Annotated in this window: 1 protein-coding gene and 1 pseudogene; one reads left to right on the plus strand and one right to left on the minus strand. The window is 69.6% G+C overall.

Features of this window, described 5'->3' with window-relative positions:
* A pseudogene (locus tag VR44_RS34220) lies at positions 1 to 680 on the minus strand (helix-turn-helix transcriptional regulator); the annotation flags it as partial.
* Between the two features lie 256 nt (positions 681 to 936).
* Here VR44_RS34220 and VR44_RS34225 point away from each other — a divergent pair.
* Positions 937 to 1,164 (plus strand): response regulator transcription factor, encoded by a 228-nt coding sequence (locus tag VR44_RS34225; protein WP_045951538.1) that lies wholly within the window; start codon positions 937 to 939, stop codon positions 1,162 to 1,164.
* The last annotated feature ends 2 nt before the right edge of the window (positions 1,165 to 1,166 follow it).

Below are 1,166 nucleotides of genomic sequence, written 5' to 3' on the forward strand. Positions count from 1 at the left end.
TCGGATACCGGTATGAAAGCCAGTTCGCGGTCGAAGGCGATGAGCCGGCCGAACAGTTCGTGCGCGGTGCGGTACTGCGCCCCCAGTACGGACGCGGCCGCGACGTAGGCCTGGCTCGGCCCGTTGAAGCGGGCCGTGTGGTGGTACAGGGTTCGGATCGAGATCCCCCGCTGGAGCATCGTCTCGTCCCGCCGCAGCGCCTCCTGCATCGCCTCCGGCACCCTGCTGCCGCCCCCCGGCTGCGAGCTGATCATCTCGGTCGTGCAGTTGACGGAGGCCCGGTTGAGCGCCCCGCGCACGTCTTCCAGGCTCTCCAGGACCTCCAGCGACTCCCCCGTGGAGCGGCGGCCCAGATAGTGCGGCAGGAAGCGGCCCAGGTCCTCGCGGATCCCGCTGATCGCCCGCTGCTGGTCGCGGATCTGCGCCTCCAGAGGCGCGACGAGTTGCTCGGCGGCCGTGTCCGGGGCCACCGCGAAGGCGACGGTCGGGTCGACCGGACTCACGTGCAGCAGGCGTGAGGCGCGCAGGCGGGACACACTGCGCCGCACCTCGTCCGCCTCGTGGCCCGTACCGGCGGCCACCGCGTCCACGTCCACCGTGCGGTGTTCGAGCACCCAGCCGTAGACATCGATGTCAACATCGGCGTTGTTCGGATCCGGTGCCACGTCAGATGTTTGCATTGCCCCACTTTGCCTTTTTCGCCCCTGGTCGCTTTACTGCCAGGCACTTTGGTGAGGTGCCCGCCCCCTGGCGCCAGGATATGCAGGACGAAAGGCTGGACCCCACGAACAGCGGCGGGTGTCCGGCCACTTCAGGTCCCCGGACGTCCGAAACGGTGCGATCACGTCCAAAGTGATCGCACCGCCACCGGGGGTGCCGAGCCCCGCCGCTCGCCTTCTCCTTCGATCTCCTTCGATCCGGAATACGGAGCCCCCCATGCCGCACCCCACGCTCACCGCCCGCGCCCCGGAGCTGCCCGCCCTGACCCCCCGCGAGCAGGAGGTCCTCGCCTACCTCGCGCAGGGGGACACCTACCGGATGATCGCGTGCCGGATGGGGCTGAGCCCGCACACGGTCGACACCTACCTGCGCCGGCTGCGCAGCAAGACCGGCGCGGTGAACCGGACCCAGCTCACCCACATCGCCTTCCGGATGGGCTACTGAGC

Source organism: Streptomyces katrae (assembly GCF_000966975.1).
Classification (GTDB): domain Bacteria; phylum Actinomycetota; class Actinomycetes; order Streptomycetales; family Streptomycetaceae; genus Streptomyces; species Streptomyces katrae.

Bases quoted from the DNA above. Each gene is read 5' to 3' on its own strand.
- VR44_RS34225 (WP_045951538.1), top strand. From the start codon at position 937: ATGCCGCACCCCACGCTCACCGCCCGCGCCCCGGAGCTGCCCGCCCTG.